Origin of the sequence: Paenibacillus ginsengarvi, assembly GCF_003626695.1 — a bacterium.
GTDB classification, from domain to species: Bacteria; Bacillota; Bacilli; order Paenibacillales; family NBRC-103111; genus Paenibacillus_AB; species Paenibacillus_AB ginsengarvi.
The window spans coordinates 114,701-136,224 of sequence record NZ_RBAH01000018.1 but is presented as its reverse complement, the minus strand read 5'-3'; the positions used below and the strand labels follow the sequence as shown (position 1 = coordinate 136,224).

Annotated in this window: 16 protein-coding genes; 1 reads left to right on the top strand and 15 read right to left on the bottom strand. The window is 56.4% G+C overall.

Annotation, left to right across the window (positions count from 1 at the left end):
• Positions 1–81 precede the first annotated feature (81 nt).
• From D7M11_RS22780 to ftsE, 5 genes are all read right to left on the bottom strand, one after another.
• Complete coding sequence (locus tag D7M11_RS22780) at positions 82–1,374, bottom strand: PDZ domain-containing protein (protein WP_158606779.1); 1,293 nt, start codon at positions 1,372–1,374, stop codon at positions 82–84.
• Between the two features lie 158 nt (positions 1,375–1,532).
• Positions 1,533–2,993, bottom strand: a complete 1,461-nt coding sequence (locus D7M11_RS22775; RefSeq protein ID WP_120749567.1) for a S41 family peptidase — start codon at positions 2,991–2,993, stop codon at positions 1,533–1,535.
• A 144-nt stretch (positions 2,994–3,137) separates the two neighbouring features.
• The gene (locus D7M11_RS22770) at positions 3,138–4,331 is read right to left on the bottom strand and encodes a murein hydrolase activator EnvC family protein (protein ID WP_120749566.1); all 1,194 of its coding nucleotides are present in this window, start codon (positions 4,329–4,331) and stop codon (positions 3,138–3,140) included.
• A 73-nt stretch (positions 4,332–4,404) separates the two neighbouring features.
• A complete protein-coding gene (gene ftsX / locus D7M11_RS22765) occupies positions 4,405–5,322 on the bottom strand; it encodes a permease-like cell division protein FtsX (RefSeq protein WP_120749565.1) in 918 nt (305 codons plus the stop codon).
• Positions 5,312–5,998, bottom strand: a complete 687-nt coding sequence (gene ftsE / locus D7M11_RS22760) for a cell division ATP-binding protein FtsE (RefSeq protein ID WP_120749564.1) — start codon at positions 5,996–5,998, stop codon at positions 5,312–5,314. The genes ftsX and ftsE overlap by 11 nt, the downstream gene beginning before the upstream one ends.
• 466 nt (positions 5,999–6,464) lie before the next feature.
• Between ftsE and D7M11_RS22755 the strand changes: the two genes are divergently transcribed.
• Entirely contained in the window at positions 6,465–7,931 is a 1,467-nt protein-coding gene (locus tag D7M11_RS22755) for a VanW family protein (RefSeq protein WP_120749563.1), read from the top strand.
• 97 nt (positions 7,932–8,028) lie between these two features.
• Here the strand turns inward: D7M11_RS22755 and argH are convergent, their stop codons facing one another.
• The 10 genes from argH to secA all read right to left on the bottom strand — a co-directional run bounded on the left by argH (position 8,029) and on the right by secA (position 21,467).
• Positions 8,029–9,444 (bottom strand): argininosuccinate lyase, encoded by a 1,416-nt coding sequence (gene argH / locus D7M11_RS22750; RefSeq protein WP_120749562.1) that lies wholly within the window; start codon positions 9,442–9,444, stop codon positions 8,029–8,031.
• A gap of 149 nt (positions 9,445–9,593) precedes the next feature.
• Positions 9,594–10,832: an argininosuccinate synthase gene (locus D7M11_RS22745; protein WP_120749561.1), complete on the bottom strand. Its 1,239-nt coding sequence runs from the start codon at positions 10,830–10,832 to the stop codon at positions 9,594–9,596.
• A 153-nt stretch (positions 10,833–10,985) separates the two neighbouring features.
• Entirely contained in the window at positions 10,986–11,948 is a 963-nt protein-coding gene (gene argF, locus D7M11_RS22740; protein ID WP_120749560.1) for an ornithine carbamoyltransferase, read from the bottom strand.
• A 79-nt stretch (positions 11,949–12,027) separates the two neighbouring features.
• A complete protein-coding gene (locus D7M11_RS22735; RefSeq protein ID WP_120749559.1) occupies positions 12,028–13,218 on the bottom strand; it encodes an acetylornithine transaminase in 1,191 nt (396 codons plus the stop codon).
• A gap of 63 nt (positions 13,219–13,281) precedes the next feature.
• Positions 13,282–14,070 carry an acetylglutamate kinase gene (argB, locus tag D7M11_RS22730; RefSeq protein WP_120749558.1) on the bottom strand — a complete coding sequence of 263 codons (789 nt, stop codon included), beginning with the start codon at positions 14,068–14,070 and terminating at the stop codon, positions 13,282–13,284.
• 79 nt (positions 14,071–14,149) lie between these two features.
• Positions 14,150–15,382, bottom strand: coding sequence for a bifunctional glutamate N-acetyltransferase/amino-acid acetyltransferase ArgJ (gene argJ / locus D7M11_RS22725; protein ID WP_120749557.1), 1,233 nt, complete (start codon positions 15,380–15,382; stop codon positions 14,150–14,152).
• 67 nt (positions 15,383–15,449) lie between these two features.
• Complete coding sequence (gene argC / locus D7M11_RS22720; protein WP_120749556.1) at positions 15,450–16,499, bottom strand: N-acetyl-gamma-glutamyl-phosphate reductase; 1,050 nt, start codon at positions 16,497–16,499, stop codon at positions 15,450–15,452.
• A gap of 269 nt (positions 16,500–16,768) precedes the next feature.
• Complete coding sequence (locus D7M11_RS22715) at positions 16,769–17,638, bottom strand: YitT family protein (RefSeq protein WP_120749555.1); 870 nt, start codon at positions 17,636–17,638, stop codon at positions 16,769–16,771.
• Positions 17,639–17,726: 88 nt separating this feature from the next.
• Positions 17,727–18,840, bottom strand: a protein-coding gene (prfB, locus tag D7M11_RS22710) for a peptide chain release factor 2 (protein WP_120749554.1) whose coding sequence is annotated in 2 segments (ribosomal slippage) — positions 17,727–18,767 and positions 18,769–18,840 — 1,113 coding nt in all. Because the reading frame shifts where the segments join, the coding sequence is not laid out codon by codon here.
• 122 nt (positions 18,841–18,962) lie between these two features.
• Positions 18,963–21,467, bottom strand: a complete 2,505-nt coding sequence (gene secA, locus D7M11_RS22705; RefSeq protein ID WP_120749553.1) for a preprotein translocase subunit SecA — start codon at positions 21,465–21,467, stop codon at positions 18,963–18,965.
• Positions 21,468–21,524: the final 57 nt, after the last annotated feature.

Sequence of the window (21,524 nt, the reverse complement as noted above, 5' to 3'; positions counted from 1 at the left end):
ATGCCGGCCGCCAAAAGCAAAAGCTTCCGGTTCCCATGAGGGTGTCCGGAAGCTTATTTCCCATTATGCCCGCAAATCGCTTCATACGCTGCGGCCTTTGTCGCTGCTGGAGGCAAGGGCGGACTTGCGTCGCCCCGCTGCGGAAAACCAGTGAATGTTGCGCCGCACCAGCACATACTTCGCATTCTCGTCCGGGGCAAGCAAAACACCGAGCAAATGGTGCTCTCCGGCATACAGCGCCCGCTGCGCAAACTTCGTATGGCCATCCGTGTTGATGACCTCCAGTTTGCAGAAAGCCCCCGTTGTGCGCAGCGCTTCATGCAGTTGATCTTTCGTCCTTACCGGGACGCCGTTGGCCTTGTCGATGATTTCTCCCGGCATAAGCCCCATTTCCTCAGCCGGGCTGCCCGGCAAGACACTGAGAATTCTGAGACCTTGCTCGTTATGCACATAAAAGGGAGGGACTGCCGCCTCTCTCCATTTACTCCATAGCATAAGCGCTTCATGCAGCCCTATAACCGCCAAGGAGCAGATCATGGTCAGATTGGAAACCTGCTGGACAGCGGCGGCCAGTCCCAAGACAGCCAGCGCGTACAAGGCCAGCCCACCGGCGCTCCGCTTCGCCTTGTCTACGGGCAGCCGGGTCGTCGTTAGATCGGAGAAACCGAGCATAATCGGCAGCGCCGCAAACGTCCATCCCGCCGACCACATCTCCCCGCCGAACAAGGGCGTCCACGGCAAAGCGGCGCTCACGCCTCCGGATTGGAGCGGAACTAAAAGCAGAAGCGGTACCGGCCAGTACATCTGAAGCTGGAAGCCGCCAATCGCCCTGCCCCGCTTCCCTTCGATAAAGACAGGCATAGCCATCGCAGCCCCTTGCTTGTAGACGAAGAACGCCTCCAGCAAGTGCAGCAGTCCGACGAGAGCGAACATGGAAGAAATGGGCATTTGGTCGATAGGAGCGAGCCATTTGCCTACTCCGTCCAACTGGGCGAGCGCCGGAAATGTAAGCAGGATCGCCTTGATGACACCGAGGACACCGACCGAATAGGCCAAGCAGATGAATCGAACCCGAAAAAGCGCGAGCAGCGCGGACAACGCCCATATCCAGAGGATCGCGCCGAATGGCACCGTAGCGCCTATGAACGCCATCACGAAGGAGGCGGCCATACCGGCTACGATTCCCCACAGCACCGTTTTCCACGCCGTATCGAGCATCGAGTGCAGCCGCGTAGAGAACAGCTGCCTTTCCAGCACGATTTGTTTGCGGTATTGCAGCAGAACAAACAAAATACCGATATAATAAAACGGCTGTGCCGCAAGCTGCAGCAAAGCCGCAAGCGCCTTATGAGCCAATGACGCGGCGATTTCCATCGAACCCGCTCCTTTGCAAATACGCCGAAATAAAAGAAAAAAGGAAGGCCGAATGATTCGGACCTTCCTAATGGGTTCGACGCTAGGCGGACGATTTCCTGCCGCCGAATACGATTTTCCGCCGCCGTATTCAGCCAGGCGCATAGACCAATCGCTAGCTACTTCAATTTAATCGCTTTTTTCACCGCATCCACAGCCGCCTTCAACTGCAGGTCGTTTTTCGGATCGCGGATTTCCTTCGTGATCGCATCCTCGATCGCCTGAGCGGTTTTCGCATCGACCTCGCCGTCCGCCGTCAGTCCGCTCTTCGTTTGGAAGTTCTTGACCGCCTGAGCCGTTTTGTCGCTGAAATAGCCATCGGTGCGTCCGGGCGACAAGCCTAGCCCCTCGAGCATGATTTGCAAGTTTTTGACGTCGTCGCCCAGCATGTCGGCTTTGAGCGTTGTCTTCTTCGACATGGGGGACGCTCTAAAGTACGCCGGTTGATCGACCGGAAGATCCGGGGCGATCCCTTTCTGGTGAACCCAGTTGCCGTTCGGCGTAAGCCACTTCATCACGGTCATCTTGATGTTGCTGCCGTCGCCCATCTCCTGCTGATACGTCACCTGCACCGTGCCTTTGCCGTACGTTTTCTCGCCGACCAGCTTCGCGCCGGCCGCTTCCTGCAGCGCGCCGGCCATAATCTCCGATGCGCTGGCGCTGCCGTTATTGATCAGGACGCTGATCGGATACGGTTTGCTTGCGCCTTTGGATATCGTCTGCTCGCGCTTGCCGGCCCGGTCTTCCACCTGAACGATCGGCTTGCCGCTAGGAACGAAAGGCTCGAGCATTTCGACAACCGCCTGCAGCATGCCGCCCGGATCGCCTCTCACGTCGATGATGAGTCCTCGCATCCCTTGATCCTCAAGCGCTTTGAGCTGCTCCTTGAACGCTTTGGCGGTGTTCTGCACGAACTCGCGCACCTCGATTTTGCCGATGCCATCCTCGAGCATTTCCGAATGCACCGTCTCGATCGGGATGTCGTCGCGGACGACGACGATATCGATCGGCTCGGCTCCGCCCCGCATCACTTGCAGCTTCGCCTGCGAGCCTTTGGCGCCGCGGATTTTCATTACCGCCTCGGTGAGCGTCAGCCCGTCCAGCTTCTCTCCGTTGACCGAGACGATAATGTCGTTCGTCCGGATGCCCGCCCGTTCGGCAGGAGAACCCTTGATCGGCGAAACGACCTTCACTTTGCCTTCCTCGAGCGAAACCTCGGCACCAATGCCCTGGAATGAGGAGCTTAGCATATCATTAAACTGCTCGGCTTCCTTCTGGTCCATGTAGGTCGTGTACGGGTCGTTCAACGAATCGAGCATCCCGCGTATCGCCCCGTCGACCAATTTGGTCCGGTCCGCTTCTTGCAAATATTGACTTTGGATGAGCTCATACGTCGTGGACAGCTTCTTGAGCTCCTGCGATGTAAATCCGCCCGCCGCAGACTTGCCCCCGGACGCGCCGCTTCCTTGCTCCGCGAACGAGAGAGGGCCCACGATCGTCAGTGTCAGCACGCTGCTCGCAAACATCGCAAGCAGGATAAAGGCGAGCAATATATATAGGTTGCGTCCTTTCCAAAACATGAGTAAATCTTCACCGCCTTCACTGGCTTGTCTATCGTGCCGTTTTATTGTATGAAGAAGTCGGGATCATTAGGCAGCTTTACCGAAAATAAAGTACCGCTTTGCCTGCAAACAAGCGGTACTATTGGAACGCGCCCTAACAGCTTACTTTGCCGATACGTATGGAATCGGATCGACCGGCGTACTGCTTTTGCGCACCTCGAAATGCAGATGGTTGCCCGTTGACTGACCGGTGGAACCCACATAGGACACGACGTCGCCTGTCTTTACCTGAGTGCCTTCCTCGACGGCCAAGCTTTTCGCATGACCGTACCACGTTTGCAGTCCGCCTCCATGGTCGATCACGATCAAGTTCCCATAGCCGTTCATCCATTGGGCGATAATGACGGTGCCGGGCGCGGCCGCTTGAATCGGCGTGCCCGCCGGAGCTGGAATGTCGATGCCTTTATGATTTTCTGCCTTCTTCGTAACCGGGTTAATCCGGTTTACAAACCCGGATGAGATCGTCGTTCGGCCGGGAAGCGGCCAAGTAAGCGCTCCGCCGGTGTAGACGGCGGCCGGCTTGTTTTTAGTGTCGTTTTTTTGCCGCTCGGCCCACAGCTTGGACTTTTCATCCGCGAGCTTCCGGGCATACTCTTCCTGCTCCTCGGTAAAATGCTCCGTCTGCTCCTCCTGCTTGGCGAGAAGAGCAAGCGCCGTTTCCTTCTCTTTTTCTTTTTGCTGCATGTCGAGCTTGATTTTCTCGCTTTCGGCGTAGTGCGTCTGAATCGATACGAGCTCGGCCTCCACCTGCACTTTTTTCTGGGCGACCGATTCCTTATCCTTTTTGTTCGCCTGCAAGATTTGCTTATCCTGGCTCACGATCGCTTGCAGCGCGTGGAACCGGTCCAGGAAATCGCTGAAGCTCGTCGCTTCGAACAGCACCTCCATGTAGGAAACGAAGCCGTTCGTGTACATAAGACGGACCCGATTCTTCAGCAGTTGATCGCGCGACTCGACCCGCTGCTCGGCCTCCTGAAGCTGCTCGTTCGTTTGCTTCACCGTCTCCTTCGAAGCCAGCAACTGTCCCTGAATCTCGTTCAGCAGCTTGCCCTGCTCCTCGATCTGCTTTTTGATCTCCTCGAGATTGTTTGCTTCCTGCTTCTTCTGAATGGCGATTTCCTTTTTCTGCTTTTCATTCTCCTGCTGCTTTTTGGCATTGTCCGCTTCAATCTTCTGAATTTGACTGAGCCGCTTGTCGATTTCGGCATTGGTCATAGCATTCCCAAGTTTTGGAACAGACATAAGCAGCAGCACTAATCCGCAAGTGACGATCGCCGATTTTTTCAACTTTTTCAAGCGCGGTACTCCTCCTTGGCATTCGGAAAATGGACCGGTATGTAACGCATTCGCCTCACCCTCTAGGAGCGGGCTATACTTTCAAAAACTTCCGTACGGAGAGCAAGCTTCCCCAGATGCCTATCATAATGCCGATGCCCAGCAAAATGACCGGGATGATGACCACAAGCTCGTGAAGCGGAATAAGCTGGATCAGCATCAGGCTGAGCGGAACTTTCGTATACTTCAGAAATTCGGCATATCCCCATAACAAAACGGCAACCGGGATTGCCGATCCGATCAGTCCGAGCAAAGCGCCTTCAATGAAGAACGGCCAGCGGATAAATCCGTTTGTGGCTCCGACCAGCTTCATGATACCAATTTCGCGCCTGCGGGCGACGATTGTAATTTTGATCGTATTCGATATGAGGAACATCGCCGTAAACGCCAACAGCAGAACGAAAACGAGACCTACATTACGGACGATGTCGGTTATTTTGAACAACGTCTCTACCGTTCCCTTGCCGTAGTTGATCTTCGTAATAAGCGGCGGATTGTTGCGGCTGTCCGCGGCCTTGATCTGTTCGGCCGCTTCGCCGACGAGCCGCGGATCGGTGACTTCGACCGTAAACGAATCGTTCAGCGGATTGTTGTCTCCGTCAAAGCCTTCGAGCAGGTCTTTGCCTTCGGCCCCCATCTTCTCCCGCAATATGTTCAATCCGTCCTCTTTTGAGACGAAGGTCACTTTTTTGACATCTGGTATGGCTGCAATGTCCCGTTGTACGGCGTTACGTTGCTGCTCGCTCGCGCTTACGTCGAGATAGACGCGTATTTCAATCTGGCTTTCGAACTGGTCGGCAAGTCGGTTGACATTAAGCGCCAGCAGTAAAAAAATGCCAAGGACGAACAACGATATGGAAATCGCGCTAATCGAGGCAAACGTCATCCACCCGTTGCGGGCGACGTTTTTGGCACCTTCCCGCATGTGCCGAGCGAAGGTGCTAATCCTCATAGCCGTATTCTCCTCTCAGCTGGTCGCGGGCGATATTCCCTTTCTCGATCGCGATGACCCGCTTGCGGATCGTATTGACGATCTCCTTGTTATGCGTCGCCATAACGATCGTCGCGCCGCGGAAGTTGATCTCCTCGAGCAGCTTCATTATCCCCCAAGACGTATCCGGATCGAGATTTCCGGTCGGCTCGTCGGCGATAATGACGGCGGGATTGTTGACGATGGCACGGGCGATGGCGACCCGCTGCTGCTCTCCCCCGGATAGCTGACCCGGCAAGGAACCCGCCTTGTCCTTCAAGCGCACCAGCTCCAGCACCTCCATAGTGCGCTTCTTCATCAGCTTCTTCGGAGCCTCGATCACTTCCATCGCATAAGCGACGTTTTCGTATACCGTCAACTTCGGCAGCAGCTTGAAGTCTTGGAAAACGATGCCGATATTGCGGCGGACATACGGAATTTTACGCTGCTTGAGCTTCTCCAGATTGAATCCGTTTACGAAAATATGGCCTTTGGTCGGCCGTTCCTCGCGATAAATCAATTTCATAAAGGTGGACTTCCCCGCACCGGAGGGACCTACCACATACACAAATTCGTGGGCGTCGATTTTTACGTTTATGCCTTTCAATGCATGGGTCCCGTCGGGATACGTTTTCCATACATCTTGCATTTCGATCACACGATCACATCCTGACTGAAAATTACGCCTGTAAACGGCTTCCCGGATCTTAGCCGCCCGGAACTTGCCCGCCTGCGCCTGCGCTCGACAAAAAAGAACCGCCGTGCGCTGCCAGCAGTTTGAAGTAGTAGCAGCTTATTTGTCGCCAGTATCAATTGCGTGAAAAACCTTCGAATATTCGTCATAGCTTGCCGAATGCTGAAAAAGATTGGAGCTTGCCGATTTCACTTGTGCGGCACGTAATAGTTCCTTAGCATTTACAAGTTCGACACCGGCCACGAAAATCCTCTAGGAAACTTTGGTTTTCAACATAATCTTTGTCCCGGCGCTTTCGACAACTCCGGGCCTACTGCGGATTATCTGCAGTTTGGGGTTGATGTCAAATCCAGACAACCTCCCGCATATAGTGGACATAGGGGGCTGTACACAGATCATATTGAACACCTGAGGGAGGGAGGGCGTTCCGATGAAGCGAATTCTGGCTAACCGGCTGCTCCTTGCCGCCATTTGCGGAATGATCGCGCTGTGGGGCTGGTTCTGGTGGTACTCCGGTCTCCGTACGGTTCCAGGCGGCGTTAGGCTTGGTGATTGGGTAATCGGGGGACTTACGGAGCACGAGCTGCGTCTGGAGTGGCAATCCCGGCTGGGGCAGCTGTACGGGGAGCCGGTAGAGCTGGAGCTGCCCGGAGGAAAACCCGCTAAGGCGAAGGTTACATGGAATGCACTCGGCCTGACGCTGGAGGAAGAAAGCCTGTCCGGTCTGCTCGAATATTTGTTCGAAGGAAGCCGCCTGACCAAGGCAAAAAAGAGGTGGCATATGCGCGGAGCCGCGCTCCCGCTTGAACTTCGGTTGTCTGATCCTGCGATGCGCCAGACTTTGGCGGCCCAGTGGCCCGGCCTGATGAATCCGGTCACGAAAAATGCCGAGAGAACCGTGACCCCGGGTGACTTGATCGAGTACATACCCGAGCAAAAAGCCCAAACGATCGACGTCGCCACGCTGACCGAACGCCTGAAGTCGCTCGGCCTGGAGCGATTCTACGCGATACTGCGCGGAGAAGGCGGGCAAAGCGGGGAACAAAGCCTTCCCGCCGTTCAGGTCCCGGTGCGGGAGCAGCTGCCGAAGGTGACGCAGGAGCAGCTCAAGGGACAAGGCGTGGAACGGAAAATCGCCGAGTTCACAACTACCTTTCCCGGGAGCGCCCCCGGCCGGGTTCACAATATTCAGGCGACGGCAGGCACGATCCACGATATGCTGCTCGCGCCCGGCGAACGATTCGACTACAGTACGATTATCCGCGAGACGGAAAAAAGAGCCGGTTTTCGCGAGGCTCCTGTTATTTTCAACGGCAAGCTAGTTCCCGGTATTGGCGGCGGCATATGCCAAGTATCGACCACCCTGTACAACGCGGTGCTTCGCGCCGGTCTCCAGGTGAACGAACGCCGCAACCATTCGCTGCCGGTCAGTTACGTCCCGCTGGGCCAGGACGCCACGTTCGCAACCGGGTATATCAACTTCATGTTCACAAATAATACCGGGCATCACCTGCTCATTCGCAGCGAATTCGACGGCGGCCGGGTTACGATCAAACTATTCGGCACGATGCCGCCATCCGTCACCTACGAGATCGAATCGAATGTACTTCAGACGATTGAGCCACCGGTCAAATACGTGCGCAACCCGACGCTGGCGGATGGGGAGCAGGCCGTCATCCAGCAGGGCAAGCCCGGCTACGTCGTCGAAACGTACCGCATCCGCAAAGAGAACGGGGTCGTCACCGGCAAGGAGCGGGTATCCAAAGACACGTACCAGACGCAGCCTACGCTGATCGCCTTACGCGGCGGCGACACGGCCCCGGACGCCCCTCCGGGCGGTCCTCGCCCGATTGTCGAAGACGGCGTAAGCGGGCCTGTGTTTCCTAAGGGACGCTGAGCTGATCTGGCATGTATGGAAAAAAAGACGCCTCCGGCACCACGTGAATAAGTGGCTCCGGAGGCGTCTCCTTTATTTATGCGGGCATGCCGCTTGCTTACTTGCTCTTCTCCAAATACTGATCCAGCCAAGCGCTGCTTTGCGCCAAAGCTGCCTCAGCTCGCTCGATTGCGCCAGACACTTGCGCAGTCGCGGTTCCGCCGTATACTTTACGGGCATTCACAACGTTCTCCGGCTGCAGCACCTTGTAGATGCGGTCGTCGAACAGGTCGGAAAACTGCAAAAATTCCGCAAGCGTCAGGTCAAGCAAGTATTTGTTGTTCTGGATGCAGTACAGCACCGTCTTGCCGATGACTTCGTGCGCTTGACGGAACGGCATCCCTTTGCTGGCCAAATAGTCGGCGATGTCGGTCGCATTCGAGAAGTCCTGGTTCACCGCCTGCCGCATCCGGTCGCGGTTAATCTTCATCGTGGCGATCATCGGGGCGAACAGCTGAAGCGCGCCCTGGAGCGTCCGGACCGTGTCGAACATGCCTTCCTTGTCTTCCTGCATATCTTTGTTATAGGCAAGCGGCAGCGCCTTCAGCACGGTCAACATGCCGACCAGATTGCCGTACACGCGTCCCGTTTTGCCGCGCACCAGCTCGGCGACGTCGGGATTTTTTTTCTGCGGCATGATGCTGCTGCCGGTCGTAAACGCGTCATCCAGCTCGACGAACTGGAACTCGGTGCTCGACCACAGCACGATCTCTTCGCACAGCCGCGACAAATGCGTCATAATGAGCGATGCGTTCGCCAGGAACTCGACGATAAAGTCGCGGTCGCTGACGGCGTCCAGACTGTTCTCGTACACGCGCTGGAAGCCGAGCTGCTCGGCCACGAAATGGCGGTCGATCGGGAACGTCGTACCGGCCAGCGCGCCCGCTCCGAGCGGCAGCATGTCGATACGCTTATAGCTGTCCTGCAGCCGTTCGATATCCCGCCCGAACATCGACACATACGCCATCATATGATGCGCGAACAAAATCGGCTGCGCGCGCTGCAAATGCGTATACCCTGGCACGATCGTATCCAGATTCGCCTTGGCTTGTCCGATCAGCGCCTCCTGCAGCTTGACGAGCATGCCGACGAATTCGACTACCCGCTTGCGCAAATACAGATGCATATCGGTAGCGACCTGGTCGTTGCGGCTGCGTCCCGTGTGCAGCTTGCCGCCAACCGGTCCGACCAGCTCGATCAGCGTTTTTTCCACGTTCATATGAATGTCCTCGTCGGACACCGAAAATTCGACTTCCCCGCGGCGGATTTTTTGCGCCACCTGATACAAGCCTTCCTTGATTGTTTCCACGTCGGCTGCAGGTAAAATGCCGCATTTGCCGAGCATCGTCACATGCGCCAGACTACCTTGAATATCTTCCTCGGCCAGTTCCTTGTCGAACAGGATCGAGGCCGTATATTCCTCGACGAGCTGGTCGGTTTTTTTCGTAAAACGTCCACCCCAAAGCTTCGACACTTCTCGTTCCCTCCTCGTATATCGTTCGTTATGTTATGCGCTCGTTATTCGCCCGAAAGGCAAGGAACGCCCCGGATCGGTTGTCCGCCGCATTCTCGGACGGCTCCGGCGATTCCTTGCCCTTCGTTCGGTTCTATCGTAACAGGACGTTACTTGTCCGCGTTTTGCGCAACGCCGGAAGCAACGCGCAGACGAAGCGCGTTCAGGCGGATAAATCCGGTCGCATCGCCCTGGTTGTACGCTTTGGACGGATCGGCCTCCATCGTGGCGATGTCCGGGTTGTACAGGCTGACCGGGCTTTTCACGCCGGCGCCCATGATGTTGCCTTTGTACAGCTTCAGGCGAACCGTACCGGCGACGTTTTTCTGGCTCTCGGTCACGAGCGCCTGAATCGCATGACGTTCCGGAGCGAACCAGAAGCCGTTGTACACGAGCGAAGCATATTTCGAAATAAGCGAGTCGCGCAAATGCATCACTTCGCGGTCCATCGTGAGCGACTCCATTTTCCGGTGAGCGGTGAACAGAATCGTGCCGCCCGGCGTCTCGTATACGCCGCGGCTTTTCATGCCTACGAAGCGGTTCTCGACCATGTCGACGCGGCCGATGCCGTGTTTGCCGCCAAGCTCGTTGAGCAGCTCCATCGCTTCCAGCGGAGAAAGGCGCTTGCCGTTAATCGCCACGCAGTTGCCTTGTTCGAACTCGAGCTCAACGTATTCGGCTTCGTCCGGAGCTTCTTCCGGCGCTCGGCTGAGCACATACATATCGCGGTTGGAGTCGGCGCTCGGGTCGAACCACGGATCTTCCAGCATGCCGCTCTCAAAGCTGATGTGCAGCAGGTTACGGTCGGTCGAATATGGCTTGGATGCCGAAGCGGTGACCGGAATGCCATGCTTCTCGGCGTAGGCGATCATCTCGGCGCGGCCTGGGAACTGCTCGCGGAATTCTTCGATCCGCCACGGTGCAATTACTTCCAGCTCCGGCGCAAGGGCTGCAGCCGTCAGCTCGAAACGCACTTGGTCGTTGCCTTTTCCCGTTGCTCCATGCGCGATCGCCATTGCGCCTTCGGCGCGTGCAATCTCAACCATGCGTTTCGCGATCAACGGACGGGCGATGCTCGTACCAAGCAAATACTGGCCTTCATACAGCGCGCCGGCTTGGAACATCGGGTAGATGAAATCGCGGGCGAATTCATCGCGCAGGTCGTCGATGTACGCCTTCGTAGCGCCCGTGCGGAGCGCTTTTTCCTCGAGTCCGTCAAGCTCGTCCTTTTGTCCGATATCGGCGGTGAACGTAATGATCTCCGCATCGTACGTTTCTTTCAGCCATGTCAAAATTACGGATGTGTCCAGCCCGCCGGAGTAGGCCAGTACAATTTTTGGTTTCGCCATCGTTTCTTGTCTCCCTTTCTACACTTGGGCGGCTTTCCGAAATGCGGAAAGCGCCCTGACTGATCTATACAGGACCGCCCTACGCCGCTATTTCCGCAGCTAGACGGGTATCTTCCTTATTCGTTGCCACTAAGCGTCTCTTCTTGCGCCGTGTTAACCCATAAGAGCGGCCATGACCGCTTTTTGCGCGTGCAGACGGTTTTCCGCCTGATCGAAAATAATCGAGTTCGGACCGTCGATGACCCCTTCGCTCACTTCTTCGCCGCGATGCGCCGGCAGGCAGTGCATGAACAGGAAATCCTTCTTCGCATAACGCGCCAGCTCTTCATTCACCTGATAGCTCGCGAAGGCAAGCTCCCGTTCCTTCTGCTCGGCTTCGAAGCCCATGCTGGCCCATACGTCGGTATACACGACGTCGGCTCCATCGATCGCTTCTTTCGCGTCGCGGGTCAGCAGCAGCGAGCCGCCTGTTTTCACTGCATTTTCGCGGGAATTTTTCGCGACTTCCGGGTCGGGGTCGTACCCTTCGGGGGAAGCAACCGCCATATGGAGGCCCAGCTTGGCCGCCCCCATCATTAAGGAGTGTACCATATTATTTCCGTCGCCGATATACGCGATTTTGAGCCCGGCGAGCTTGCCCTTCTTCTCCAGCACCGTCTGGTAGTCGGCAAGCGCCTGACACGGATGGGAGCGGTCGGTCAGCCCGTTTATGACCGGAACAGTCGCGCCGCGGGCAAGATCGATCACGGTCCGATGAGCGTACGTCCGGATCATGATGCCGTCCAAATAGCGGGACATCGTCTGCGCCGTGTCCATGATCGACTCGCCGCGGCCGATTTGCAGATCGTTCTTGCTCAGAAACAGCGCATGGCCGCCAAGCTGATACATGCCTACCTCGAACGAAACGCGCGTGCGGGTAGACGACTTTTCGAAAATCATACCGAGCGTTTTGCCTTTGAGCGGCTGATGCCCTTCTCCGGCCTTCTGCTTCTTCTTCAAATCGATCGCCAGATCGATCAAATAGCGGATTTCTTCCGGCGTGTAGTCGACAAGTCCGAGAAAATCCCGGCCCTTGAGGCTGGCCGCCATATCTTGCATAGCAATATTATCAGACATTCGTGTTCCTCCTTCAAAAAGCGGGGCGGGCTTGTAACCGCGCACGGGTGCCCCGGGTATATTCCAAGTTTACATTACCTTATTGAACCGATGCCGCAGCCTTTTGCGCCAGCACGGAAGCGATCAGGGCGATGCCTTTGTCCGCATCCTCGCGGGTAACAAGCAGGTTCGGCAGCAGGCGAATGACATTCGGACCGGCCGCGGTGACGAGCAGACCGGCTTCATGAATGGCCGGAACAAGCTCCGACGCCGGAAGCGTGCACTCGATGCCGATAAGGAGGCCTCTGCCGCGAATTTGCTTCACGAGCGGGTTTCCGCTCAGCTTCGCCTTCAGCTCGGCGAAGAAATAGTCGCCCATCTCTGCGGCTCGCTCTGGCACCTTGTCCTGGACCATCGTTTCCACCGTTGCGATGCCCGCTGCCGTCGCAATAGGCGTACCGCCGAAAGTGGAGCCATGGCTGCCTGCGGAGAACGCCTCGCGCAGCTTCGCCTTGCCGAGCATCGCCCCGATCGGGAAGCCGCTGGCAAGCCCTTTGGCGAGTGTGAAAATGTCCGGCTCGATGCCGTAATGCTCATAGGCGAACAACTTGCCGGTCCGACCCATGCCGGTTTGAATCTCGTCGATAATGAGCAGCAGATCGTGTTCCTTGCACAGCCGTACGACTTCCTGCACGAATGCCGGATCGGCCGGGTTGACGCCGCCTTCGCCCTGCACGAGCTCGAGCATGATCGCGCATGTTTTATCGGTTACGAAGCTTTTGAGCGCGTCCGCGTCGTTGTAAGGGGCGTAAACAAACCCTTCCGGAAGCGGATGGAAGCCTTCCTTCACCTTGTCCTGACCGGTTGCGGTCAGCGTTGCCAGCGTCCGCCCGTGGAACGAGGTATGGAAAGTAATGATTTCATAACGCTGCTTGCCCAGCACCTTGGCATTATATCGGCGCGCCAGCTTGATCGCTGCCTCGTTCGCCTCCGCTCCGCTGTTGCAGAAGAAAACGGCGTCCGCGCAGCTGTTCTGCACGAGCAGTTGGGCCAGCTTTTCCTGATTCGGAATATGGAACAGATTGCTCACATGCCACAGCTCGCCGAGCTGCTCCACGAGCTTGTTTTTCACCTGCTCCGGCACATGTCCCAGGTTCGTAACCGCCAGTCCGCTGGCGAAATCGAGGTATTCGTTTCCTTTGTCGTCCCACAGACGGCTGCCTTCGCCTTTGACAAGCGTAATCGGAAATCTGGCGTACGTCGGGAACAGCGCGCTTTGCTGCTCGCTCATGGTCTTCACTCCGTTTCAGTTATAATAACGGCAGCCGTTAAACCGCCCCTGTAAAAGCTTCGCTTACCGCTGAATGCGCGTGCCGATGGAATCGCCCCGCAGCACTTTGCTCAGCACTTCCGGCTCGGTTCCGCTCACGATCACGACCTCGGACACCTTGCCCTGAATGCACTCCATCGCAGCGCGCACCTTCGGGATCATGCCGCCATAGATGTCGCCGCTTTCGATCATCCGTTCGATCTCGGCAACCGTCACGACCGGCAGCACCTTCTTCTCGCCGTCCACGTTCTTCATAATGCCGGGTACGTCCGTCACAACGATCATCCGCTCGACGCCCAGATGGGAAGCGACCGCACCGGCCGCCGTATCGGCGTTAATGTTGTAGCGCTGCGCACCCTCCCCGATTCCTACTGGAGCGATAACCGGCATGTAGCCCATCTGCACGACAGCCTCGATAATCGCAGCATTCACGTTCGTCACTTCGCCGACCAAACCAACCTCGGCCGCGTTCGCTACCGGCTTCGCCTCGATCAGATGACCGTCCACACCGGAGAGGCCGATCGCCTTCGCTCCGAACTGCATCACTTTACGGACGATCTGCTTGTTGATCTGCCCGGAAAGCACCATTTCGACAACGTCGAGAACCGCCTCATTCGTTTTACGCAGCCCGTTCACAAACTCCGTCTCGATGCCCAGCTTGCCGAGCGTATCCGAGATGGCCGGTCCGCCTCCGTGAACGATGACGGGAATCATTCCTTCGTCCTGCAGCTTCTTCAAATCGAGAAAAAAAGTGTCGGGCAGCGCCGCAAGCGTGCTGCCTCCGCATTTCATCACAAAACAACCGCTCTTCATCGCAAAACGTGCTCCTTTATTCCGAAAGGGCCGCGATCGTTTCACCGCAGCCCCCGGGCTTATTATCGATAAGTATGGATTAAGTCCGGTACGCCGCATTGATGCGGACGTAATCGTAAGTCAGGTCGCAGCCCCAAGCGGTGGCGCTGCTATTCCCCATATGAAGGTCGATATGAATCAAGACGAAGTCGCCTTTCAGGTAGGCGGCCGCTTTCTCCTCGTCGAACTTGACCGGGCGGGACTGCTCGAGCGTCACGATATCCCCGAGGCGAATATCGACCGTTTCCGTGTTGACCGGATAGCCGGAACGACCCACGGCTGCAATGATGCGTCCCCAGTTGGCATCCGCCCCGAAACAGGCCGACTTGACCAGACTCGAGCCGATAACCGTCTTCGCAATCGCGCGGGCCGCTTCCTCCGACTCCGCATGCACAACGCTTACCTCGATCAGCTTCGTTGCGCCTTCGCCGTCGCGGGCGATCGCCTTCGCCAGCACCTCGCCGACGTAACGGAAGCCGGCCGCGAAAGCTTCCCAGTCCGCATGACCTTCACCCAGCTCGTCATTGCCGGCAAGGCCGCTCGCCATAACGACAACCATGTCGTTTGTGCTCGTATCGCCGTCAACGGTAATCATATTAAACGTCGAATCGGTCACTCCGTTCAGAAGCTGCTGGAGCGCAGCGGACGAAACAGCCGCATCCGTCGTAATAAAACCGAGCATCGTCGCCATATTCGGATGAATCATGCCCGAACCTTTGGCAGCGCCTGCGATATGCACCGTTTGACCGCCTACGGTCAGCTTCACACAAACCGTTTTCTTCACGAGGTCGGTCGTCAAAATCGCCTGGCTGAACTGCTCCCCGCCTTCGTCCGAAGCAGACACGCGAGTCGGCAAGCCGGCAATGCCCGCCGATACTTTGTCCATCTTCAGCAGTTCGCCGATTACGCCGGTCGACGTTACGCCAACGTAGTGATCGGGTACGCCGAACGCTTTCGCCGCAAGCGAGCGCATCGTCCGCGCGTCTTCCTCGCCCTGCTTGCCCGTACAAGCGTTCGCATTACCGCTGTTGACCAGCATCACTTGCAGCTTGCCCTCCGCTGCGATGCTTTCCTTCGTTACCTGAAGCGGCGCCGCCTGGAACGAGTTGAGCGTATATACCCCTGCCGCCGCAGCCGGCACGTCGCAAACGATGACGCCCAAGTCGTTGCGCTCCGTCTTTTTGAGACCGCAGTGCAGTCCGCCTGCGCGAAAGCCCTTCGGCGTGGTAACCGAGCCGTTCTCCACCACTACAAATTCATTCTGCTGCGCCATATTCGCAAGCTCACCATCTTTCTATGATTCCCCGTAAAATACCGGTTTGAGATGATTTTTTGGTATCTTAAGGATAAACCGGCGTAAACGCAAGGCCCGTTCCTTCGTCCCAGCCCATCATCAGGTTCAAGTTTTGCACCGCTTGCCCGGCTGCGCCCTTCACCAGGTTGTCGATAACGGAGATGACCGTAACCCGATTCGTCCGGGTATCGACGGAGACGCCGATATCGCAGTAGTTGGAGCCGTACACTTCCTTTGTCGCCGGCCATTTGCCCGCTGGACGAATGCGCACGAACCGGCGTCCTTCGTAATAGCTGCGGAACAAATTCAGTACTTCCTCGTCCGTCCGGTCTTGCGTCAGCTTGGCGTAACTCGTGACAAGAATGCCGCGCGTCATCGGCAGCAAATGCGTCGTAAACGTCATCGTAACGTCCTGACCGGCCACACGGCTGAGCGTCTGCTCGATCTCGGGCGTATGCTGATGCTTGTTCAATTTGTACGCAAGCGTATTTTCGTTAATTTCCGAATAATGATACGTAAGGCCGAGACCGCGTCCGGCCCCGGAGACGCCCGTCTTGGCGTCCGAGATGATCGTGGAAGGATCTATCCAGCCTTCGGCGAGTAGAGGCACCAGACCGAGCGTAGTGGCCGTAGGGAAGCATCCCGGGTTGGCGATCAGATCGGCTCCGCGAACCTCGTCTCCGAACACCTCGCACAAGCCGTAAACGGCACGCTCCAGATAGGCCGGGTCGGCCGGCTTATGCTTATACCATTTCTCGTATACTTCGCCTTGCTTCAAGCGAAGATCGCCCGATACGTCGATCACTTTAAGCCCAATGCCAACGAGCTTCGGCGACAGCTCCGTGCTTACGCCGTGCGGGGTAGCCAGGAAGACGACATCCGCCTTCTGCTTCATTGCCTCGGGATCGATCGCTTCCAGACGATCTGTAATAATCTCCGATAAATGCGGATAACCGTCCGCATATAACGCGCCCGGGTTCGATGACGAGATGACCGAGGTGATCTCGACGTTCGGGTGCGCCAGCAGCAGACGAATCAGCTCCACGCCGCCGTAGCCGGTCGAGCCTACGATGGCCGCTCTCACTTTGCCGCTCATAGCCTTACCTCCCATGAAGAACCCCCGCAAAATGGAGCCTGGTCCTTGTCTTCCATAACCCAAGACTTGCTCCAAATTCTTTGCGGGGAGCCCCGAAATGATCTGTTTCCCGCCTGCTTCAGAATGCCGTCCCGTGAAACATATGCATTATTATACATTCGATAGAATTATAATTCAATCGTTATTTTCAAGTAGGGCATCGCCAGCATGGCACCGTTTCTCTTATCGATCATACGGAATATTGCCCCCGACTGCAATAGCTTTTCCCGCTATCCGTGAAGCCGGAATCCTTCCCCGAGCACCTCGCTCGCATCGGCCAAAATTACAAAAGCATTAGGGTCGACCGATCGGACGATCGTCTTCAGCCGGGTTACCTCCGTCTGGCTAACGACGACCATCATCGTCGGTCTGCTTTCCCCCGTATAACCGCCTTGTCCGGCGAGCAGCGTCAGCCCCCGGTCCAGCTCGAACAAAACCGCCTGACGAATCGCCTCCGTCTCCCGGCTCATAATAAACGCCACCTTCGAATAGCGAAACCCGGTCTGTACGATATCGATCGTCTTCGTAGTAACGAATAACCCGATCAGCGCGTACAGCGCTTTTTCCGGAGAAAAGACGATGCCCGCCGACAAAATAACGGCACCGTCCAAAATCGCTACCGCAATACCGTATCCGACTCCGGTCCACTTGTGGATGAGCTGCGCCGCCGAGTCGAGCCCGCCGGTCGAGCCTCTGCCGCGAAATACGATGCCAAGTCCTGCTCCAATGCCGATCCCGCCGTAAATCGTGGCAAGCAGCGGGTTCGTCGTCAGCGGGTCTAGATCGTGGGACAGCAGCACGAATAGCGGCAGCACGACCGAAGCAACCGCCGTCTTCAGCCCGAATTGCCCCCCCAGGAAAAACATGCCGAGAATGAACAACGGGATGTTGAGCACCCACTGCATCACCGCCGGTTCGATCCCGAACAGATGCTGAACGATGGTGGAGATGCCGGCAACCCCGCCCGAAGCGATCTGATTCGGATTGAGGAAAAAATTAAAGCTAAGCGCAATCATGAGACAACCTGCGAGCAGCAGACCGTACTCGATCGCCTGATGGAGCGGGCTGCCGATCCGGATAGCGGGTTCTTTGCGGCGCATGAACGTTCTTCTCCTCTCCTACCTGCCAATCATCGTCCCAAAAAAAATCCTACACAAAGTGTAGGATAAACGTTCCTCTTTATAAATATTAAGCTTCCTCCGGTTTAATTTGCTGCCGCAAGTAAGCGTCAATGAACATCTCGATCTCTCCGTCCATAACGGCTTGCACATTCCCGGTTTCCGCCTGCGTACGATGATCCTTCACCATGCTGTACGGATGGAAGACGTAGGAGCGGATCTGGCTGCCCCAGGCGATATCCGACTGCTCGCCGCGAATTTCGGCGAGATGCTTAGCCTGCTCCTCGAGCTTTTTCTCATATAGTTTCGAACGAAGCATTTTCATCGCCCGCTCGCGGTTTTGGATCTGCGACCGTTCCAGCTGACAGGCGACTACGATTCCGCTCGGGATGTGCGTAATGCGCACGGCCGATTCCGTCCGGTTGACGTGCTGACCGCCGGCGCCGCTCGCGCGGTATGTATCGACCCGGAGATCCTCCGTGCGGATTTCGACCTCGACATCTTCCTCGATCTCCGGCACGACGTCGCACGATACGAAAGACGTATGACGGCGTCCCGAGGCGTCGAACGGAGAAATGCGCACCAGGCGATGCACGCCTTTTTCAGCCTTTAAATAACCATAGGCGTTGTGCCCCTTGATCGATAGCGTTACGCTTTTGACGCCCGCTTCGTCGCCCGGCAAGTAATCAAGCAGCTCGACCTTGTAGCCCTGCTTCTCCGCGTATCTCCGATACATGCGCAGCAGCAAATCGGCCCAGTCCTGCGACTCCGTACCGCCTGCGCCCGGATGAAGCTCGAGAATGCAGTCGCTTTTGTCATACGGCTGGTTCAGCAGCAGTTGCAGCTCGAAGCTTTGCAGCTTCCCGTGCAGCTCGCGAATGCCCTCCGTAAGATCTGCGGCCATGCTGTCGTCGCCTTCCTCCTCCGCCAGCTCCAGCATAACCTCAATATCTTCATAAGCCGATGCCATCCCTTGAAACTCATCAACAACCGACTTTACTGTATTCATCTCGCCGATTACTTTTTGCGCGCTTTCGTTATCGTCCCAGAAATCGGGAGCGGCCATCTTTTCCTCAAAATTCGCGATCTGCTCCAGCTTCAGATCTAAGTCAAAGAGACCCCCTAAGGTCTTGAATACGCTTCGCCACTTCCCGCAAATCCTGCTTTACATCTGCTTCCAACATAAATACAATCACCTCTGAACATGAATAGTAAAACGAAAACGGAAACCCCCTTCAAAATTCAGGGGGCCTCACCTATCCGGCTTCCTTCGCCAACCTGTCCGGCTCTCGCTTTGCCTGGTCGGTTATTTGCCGTGGCACTGCTTGTATTTTTTGCCGCTTCCGCACGGACACGCATCGTTACGACCGATTTTGTCCTCAGTGCGAACCGGCTGCTTGCCTTCTTCTTCGGCTTTCGGATCTACGGCTTGCCCTTCCATGACGACCTGGCGTTCGAGGTTCGATTCGACGTGAGCCTTCATGATGTATTTGGCTATTTCTTCATGAATGCTCTCGATCATTTCCTGGAACATTTCGAAGCCTTCGAACTGATATTCGCGAAGCGGATCGGTTCCGCCGTAAGCGCGGAGATGAATGCCCTGACGAAGCTGCTCCATCGCGTCGATATGGTCCATCCACTTGCTGTCGACCGCACGCAGCACGACAACCTTCTCAAATTCGCGCATCGTTTCCTCGCCGATCTCCTGCTCGCGGGTGTCGTACAGCTCCTTCAGCAGATTCTGTACGTACTCGATCATTTCGTCCCGCTCTTTGCCCCACAGCTCTTCTTTGGTCAGGCGGCCCTCTTCGAGGAAGGTGGCGTTGGCGTAGTCGACGATTGCTTCCAGATCCCATTCCTCCGGCACCTGATCGTCCGGCGTATGCGCCGTCACGATCCGCTCGACGACCGGCATCACCATGCCAAGCGTAATTTCTTTGATGTTCTCATGCTCGAGCACCTCGCGGCGCTGCTTGTAGATGATTTCCCGCTGCTGGTTCATGACGTCGTCATATTGCAGGACGACTTTCCGCGTGTCGAAGTTGTTGCCCTCTACCCGCTTCTGCGCCGATTCGATGGCGCGGGTGATCAGCTTGCTCTCGATCGGCTGGTCTTCCTCGAAACCGATTCGCTCCATCATGCCCATAATATTCTCGGCACCGAAACGGCGCATCAGTTCGTCTTCCATCGACAAATAAAACTGCGACGATCCCGGATCGCCCTGACGGCCTGCGCGGCCGCGCAACTGGTTGTCGATCCGCCGGCTTTCGTGCCGCTCCGTACCTATAATATGCAGGCCGCCGACGTCGGCAACCCCTTCGCCAAGCATAATGTCCGTACCGCGGCCGGCCATGTTCGTAGCGATCGTGACTGCGCCGGGTTGGCCCGCTTTGGAGACGATCTCGGCCTCCATGGCGTGATGCTTCGCGTTCAGCACGTTGTGCGGCACGCCTTTTTTCTTCAGCATCTCGGACAGACGCTCCGAGTTTTCGATCGATACGGTGCCAACGAGCACCGGCTGGCCTTGTTTATGCCGATCGACAATTTGCTCGACCGCCGCTTTGAATTTGCCGTTTACGCTTTTGTATACGATATCCGGCATATCGGCACGAATCATCGGCTTGTTCGTCGGAACGACGACAACCTCGAGACCGTAAATTTTCTTAAGCTCTTCTTCCTCCGTCTTCGCCGTACCGGTCATCCCGGACAGCTTGCGGTACATCCGGAAATAGTTTTGCAGCGTAATCGTGGCGAGCGTCATGCTTTCGTTCTGCACCTTGATCTGTTCTTTCGCCTCGATCGCCTGGTGGAGACCGTCGCTGTACCGGCGTCCGACCATCAAACGTCCGGTAAACTCGTCGACGATAACAACTTCTTCTTCCTGTACGACGTAGTCAACGTCGCGTCTCATGATGATGTTGGCCTTGAGCGCCTGGGAAATATGATGGTTCAGCGTAACGTTGGCATGATCGTACAAGTTCTCAATGCCGAATGCCTTCTCCGCCTTCGCCGCACCCGCATCCGTCAAGTTGACGGAGCGCAGCTTGATATCGACCGTGTAATCATCCTCGGCGGTAAGCCGTTTGACGAAACGGTCAGCCGAGTAGTACAGGTCGGTCGATTTGGCGGCTTGTCCGGAAATAATGAGCGGCGTCCGGGCTTCGTCGACGAGAATCGAGTCCACTTCGTCAATCGCTGCAAAATAGAGCGGACGCTGCACCATTTGCTCTTTATAAAGCACCATATTGTCGCGCAAGTAGTCGAAGCCGAATTCGTTGTTCGTACCATAAGTGATGTCACAGGCGTACGCAGCTTGCTTCTCGCCGTGGGACAGATGGCTTGCGTTGACGCCGACGGTCATGCCGAGGAACTCATAAATTTTCCCCATCTCGGTGCTATCGCGGCTAGCCAAATATTCGTTGACCGTTACGACATGGACGCCTTTGCCAAGCAGCGCGTTCAAATAAACAGGGAGCGTTCCTACGAGCGTTTTCCCTTCGCCGGTTCTCATCTCGGCGATTTTTCCCTCGTGAAGCACCATGCCCCCGATCAGCTGCACATCGTAATGCCGCTTGCCCAGCGTCCGCAAGGAAGCCTCGCGTACTACCGCAAAAGCTTCAGGCAACAGCTCGTCCAGATCGGAGCCTTGCTCCAGCCGCGAGCGAAACTCCACGGTTTTGCCGCGAAGCTGCTCGTCGGACAGTTTTTTGATATCGGGCTCGAGTCCGTTAATCAAATCTACCGTTTTCAGCAGTCGTTTAATTTCGCGATCGTTTGTATCGCCGAATATTTTTTTTACGAGTCCTAACATGCGAGAACCCCTTTCGCTATACGTCAGTCCGCTCCTGGCGGAACAAACTTATCACTT